The following is a 4785-nucleotide window of genomic DNA, read 5'->3' on the forward strand; positions in this document are numbered from 1 at the left end:
CCAGCGCCGCGCAGTTGCGCGCGCTCGCGGCGCGGCGCCCGATCGCCGCGGACTGGCGCGGCCGCGCCGCCTTGCGCGAGGTGCTGGCCGGACGCCGGCCGAGCAAGGTGCTGTGGTTCGCGCCGGTTACCGCCGAATCCGCCTCCGCGCGCTCCGGCGTCGACCCGATCGCGCCCGATTTCGAATCGCTGTTGCGCGCGCCCGCCGCGGCGGTCGAGCAATGCGCGGCGCTGCTGCAGGTGCTGCACGAATCCGCCGCCGCGGTCGAACTGGTGGCGGTGACCCGCCACGGCCAGCCGCTCGACGCCGCGCAGGCGCTCGATCCGGCCCAGGCCGCGGTCGCGGGTTTCCTGCGCTCGGCGGCGAAAGACTACCGGCACAGCGCATTCGCGCTCGCCGATCTCGATGCCGGCGCCGAGCCCGGCCTGGAAGCGCTGGCCGCGCTGCGCGCGGTCGCCGGCCGCGCCACGGTCTACGCCCACCGCGACGGCCGCTGGCTGCGCAGCGGTCTGACCGAAGTCGACGTCGCCCGGCTCGCGCCCGGTGGTTTCCGCCAAGGCGGCGTCTACGTGCTGATCGGCGGCGCCGGCCATGTCGGCCGCCAGGTCAGCGACTACCTGCTGCGCGAATACGCTGCGACCGTGATCTGGGTCGGGCGCCGTTGCGCCGCCGAGGTCGAAGCATCGCTGTCGGCGTTCGCGCCGCAGCGACGGCCGTTCTATCACCAGGCCGACGCGGCCGACGCCGAAGCCTTGCGGCAGGTGCGCGATGCGGTGCTGGCGCGGCACGGCCGCATCGACGCGGTGCTGGCGGCGACCACGTATTTCTCGCTGGCCCCGGCGGCGTCGTTGTCGCCGGCCGAACTGCGCGCGGCGTTCGACGCCAAGACCGCGCCGGCCGTGCGCATCGCCCGGACCTTCGCCGGCGACGCCCGCGACGGCATCGTGTTCTTCTCCTCGCTGGTCGCGTTCATCGGCAACCGCGAGCAAAGCCACTACGCCGCCGCCTGCGCCTGGCAGGACGCGTTCGCGCGCCTGCTCGAACGGCGCTGCGGCGCGCCGGTCAGGGTGGCGAACTGGGGCTACTGGACCATCGACGACCCGCGCCGCAGCCAGGAACTGAGCGAGATCGGCATCGAGTTCATCGACGCCGATTGCGGCGGCGCCGCCTTGCAGGCCTTGCTGTGCGGTCCGTACCGGCAACTCGGCCTGATCCGCACGCAGCGGCCGCTGGCGGTGGAAGGCCTGCATCCGCAGCAGCGCCTGCGCATCGACGGCGCGCGCGTGGAGCGGATCGCCGCGGCGGCGCCGGACGCGGGCAGGGCGGGCGCGCCGGCCGTCGGCGGACCCGCTCCGGCCGCGGCCGCCGAAGATCCGTTCGCCCTCGGCGAATTCGTGCAGGCGGCGCTGGCGCGCGAGTTGTGCGCCGCGCTGCGCATGGATCCCGCCCTGCTCGACGCGCAGGCGATGTTCGCCGACTACGGCGTGGACTCGATCGTCGGCCTCAGGCTGGTGCGCGCGGTCAATCAAGCGCTGGGCCTGAGCTTGCCGGCGACCTGCCTGTTCGATCATCCCAGCCTGGAACGGCTCGCCGCGCACGTGGCGCAGGCGCATCGCGCCGACGCGCAACGGGCGCAGTCCGCGCAGGTCGCGCAGGTCGCGCAGGTCGCGGCGGCGGCGGTGTCCGCAACGGCGCCGGCGGCGGTCGGAGCCGCGGGCGCGTTGCGCCGCGAACCGATCGCGGTGATCGGCATGAGCGGGCGTTTCCCGCAATCCGACGACAGCGCCGAATTGTGGCGCCACCTCGCCGCCGGCCGCGACCTGATCGAGCCGGCCTCGCGCTGGCCCGAGGCGGCCCTGCGCGGCGCCGACGGCGAGCCGCTGTGCCGCCACGCCGGCTACATCCGCGACGTCGACCGCTTCGACCCGCTGTTCTTCCGCATCTCGCGCGCCGACGCCGCCTACATGGATCCGCAACAGCGGCTGTGCCTGGAGGAATCGTGGAAGGCGCTGGAGGCGGCCGGGCTGGCCGGCCGCGCGGTCGCCGGGCGCAAGTGCGGCGTCTACGTCGGCTGCAGCGGCGAGGATTACACCCAGTTGCTCGCCGGCCAGCTCGCCGGCGGCGAACTGCCGGCGGCGGCGATGCACGGCAGTTCGACCGCGCTGCTGTCCTCGCGCATCGCCTATCACCTGGATCTGCGCGGCCCGGCGATGACCGTGGACACCGCCTGTTCCAGCGGCCTGGTCGCCGTGCACCTGGCCTGTCAGGCGCTGTGGACGGACGAGATCGAACTGGCCATCGCCGGCGGCGTGCATGTGCAGTGCACGCACTGGTTCCATCTGATCGGCAGCCGCGCCGGCATGCTCTCGGCGCACGGCCGCTGCTTCACCTTCGATGCGCGCGCCGACGGTTTCGTTCCCGCCGACGGCGTGGGCATGGTGGTGCTGAAGAAGCTGTCCGCGGCGCTGGCCGACGGCGACCCCATCGTCGGCGTGATCGCCGCCAGCGCGATCAACCAGGACGGCACCAGCAACGGCCTGACCGCGCCGAGCGCGTTGGCGCAGGAACAGCTCGAGCGGGAGGTCTACGACCGCTTCGGCATCGACGTGGACCAGATCCAGATGGCCGAGGCCCACGGCACCGGCACCGCGCTCGGCGATCCGATCGAGTTCCAGGCGCTGACCCGCGCGTTCCGCCAGCGCACCCAGCGCTCGCATTACTGCGCGATCGGCTCGGTCAAGAGCAATCTCGGCCACGCCGCCGAGGCCGCCGGCATGGCCGGGCTGTTCAAGGTGCTGCTGGCGCTGCAGCACCGGCAGATCCCGCCGAGCCTGCATTTCCGCGACGGCAATCCGCACATCGATTTCGCCGACAGCCCGTTCTACGTCAACACCGCGCTGCGCGACTGGCCGGCGCCGGAACGCGGCCCGCGCCGCGCCACCCTGAGCGCCTTCGGGCTCAGCGGCACCAATGCGCACCTGGTGATCGAGCAAGCGCCGGCGCCGGCGGCGGCCACGGCCGCAACGCTGCCGCAGCTGATCGCGCTTTCCGCGCGCACGCCCGAGCAGTTGCGCCTCAGCCAGCGGCGCCTGCTCGACGCGCTGCGCGAACGCGAGGACCTGGACTGCGCGCAGGTCAGCTGCACCTTGCTGCAGGGCCGCCAGCATTTCGAGCACCGCTGGACCTGCGTCGCCGCCAGCATCGCCGAAGCGGTCGCGGCGCTGGATGCCGCGCTCGCCGCCGAAGCGGCCGCCGCGCCGGCGCGGCCGAGCGCGCGCGAACTCGACGCGCTCGGCCGGGATGCGGCGCAGTGCATCCAGGCCGCGGCGCAGGCGTCGCAGCGCCGCGGCGCCTTGCACCGTCTCGGCGAACTGTTCGTGCGCGGCGGTACCCCTGACTTCGCCGGGCTGTTCGAGCGCGCGACCCGGCGGATCGCGCTGCCGACCTATCCGTTCGCGCGCGAACGCTATTGGATCGACCCGCCGCCCGGCGCCGTCGCGACCGCCGCATCTGCCGTCGAATCTGGCGCCGACGCTGGCGCCGATTCTGGCGCGAGCCCAGCCGCGCCGGCGCCGACATCCGCCAACGACAGCGACGCCGGACGCGCAGCCGAAGACCTGCACGACTTCATCGCCGACTTCCTGCAGTCCGCGTTGGTGCTCGCACCGGGCGAACTGGCGGCGGACACCGACCTGCACGACCTCGGCGCGGATTCGCTGGTGAGCATGCGGCTGATGCGCGCGGTCGGCCAGCGTTACGGCCTGGACGTGTCGGGGCGCGAGTTGTTCGAACATCCCTCGGTCGCTGCGCTGTGCGCGCACATCGGCGCCCGGCTCGCCGCCCGTACGGCCTCGGCGCCCGCGCCGGCTGCGGCTGCCGAACCCTCGGACCCGCTGGACGCGCTGCTGGACCGGTTCGAGTCCGGACGCCTGGACCTGGACGCCATGCAAGCACTGATCGAAACCCGGCTCGCGCAGATGCCGGCCGACGCTGCGGAGGACGCACGATGAGCCTGCGCGAATGGCTGAGCGCGTTCCAGCGCGGCGACTTGTCGCGGGCCGAGTTGCGCCAGCGCCTGCAGTCGCTGGGCGAGGGCGGCGGCGCGGCCGACACGTCGCTGTCGGAAGGCCAGCAGGGCCTGTGGATGCTGCAGTCCGCGCAGCCGCGCAGCTACGCCTACAACATCCCGATCTGCCTCGGGCTCAGCGGCCCGCTCGACCCGCAGGCGTTGCAGGCGGCCTGCATCGAAACCCTGCGCGCGCACCCGGCGCTGGCCGCGGCGGTGGTCGAGCGCGACGGCCGCCCGCAGCGCCGCGGCGTCGCCGCCGAAACGCTGCCGTTCGCGCTCCACGACGCGCGGACGCTGAGCGAGGCGGACCTGCACGAGACGATGTCGGCGCGCCTGCGCGAGCCCTTCGCCCTCGACCGCGGCCCGTTCATGCGCGCCGACCTGTACGCGCGCGGCCAGGATTCCTGGACGCTGCTGATCGTCGTCCACCACATCGCCTTCGACGGCGGCTCGGTGGACGCGTTCATGCACACCCTGTGCGCGGCCTACGAACGCGCGGCCGGCGGCGCGGCGCAAGCCGACCTGGCGACGACGGCGACGACGGCGACGACGGCCGCCGGCTTCGCCGACTTCGTGCGCTGGGAACGCGATTACGTCGCCAGCGCCGCCGGCGAGGCGGCGCTGGACTACTGGCTGCGCACGCTCGACGGCGCGCAGCCGGCGCTGGGCGACGGCGATCGCGCACCGCGCCGCCCGCGCACCGTGCGCCACGCGCT

2 protein-coding genes are annotated in these 4785 nt (G+C 74.1%); both read left to right on the top strand.

The window, feature by feature from the left end:
- Positions 1-4010 (top strand): SDR family NAD(P)-dependent oxidoreductase (locus A7A76_RS07415; RefSeq protein ID WP_206410594.1); only part of this gene is annotated, 4010 nt, incomplete at its 5' end.
- Positions 4007-4785, top strand: a 779-nt coding sequence (locus tag A7A76_RS07420) for a condensation domain-containing protein (protein WP_206410595.1), incomplete at its 3' end; no start/stop codon positions are given. The genes A7A76_RS07415 and A7A76_RS07420, both read left to right, overlap by 4 nt.

The organism is Lysobacter enzymogenes (assembly GCF_017168095.1).
In the GTDB taxonomy this organism is placed as follows: domain Bacteria; phylum Pseudomonadota; class Gammaproteobacteria; order Xanthomonadales; family Xanthomonadaceae; genus Lysobacter; species Lysobacter enzymogenes_D.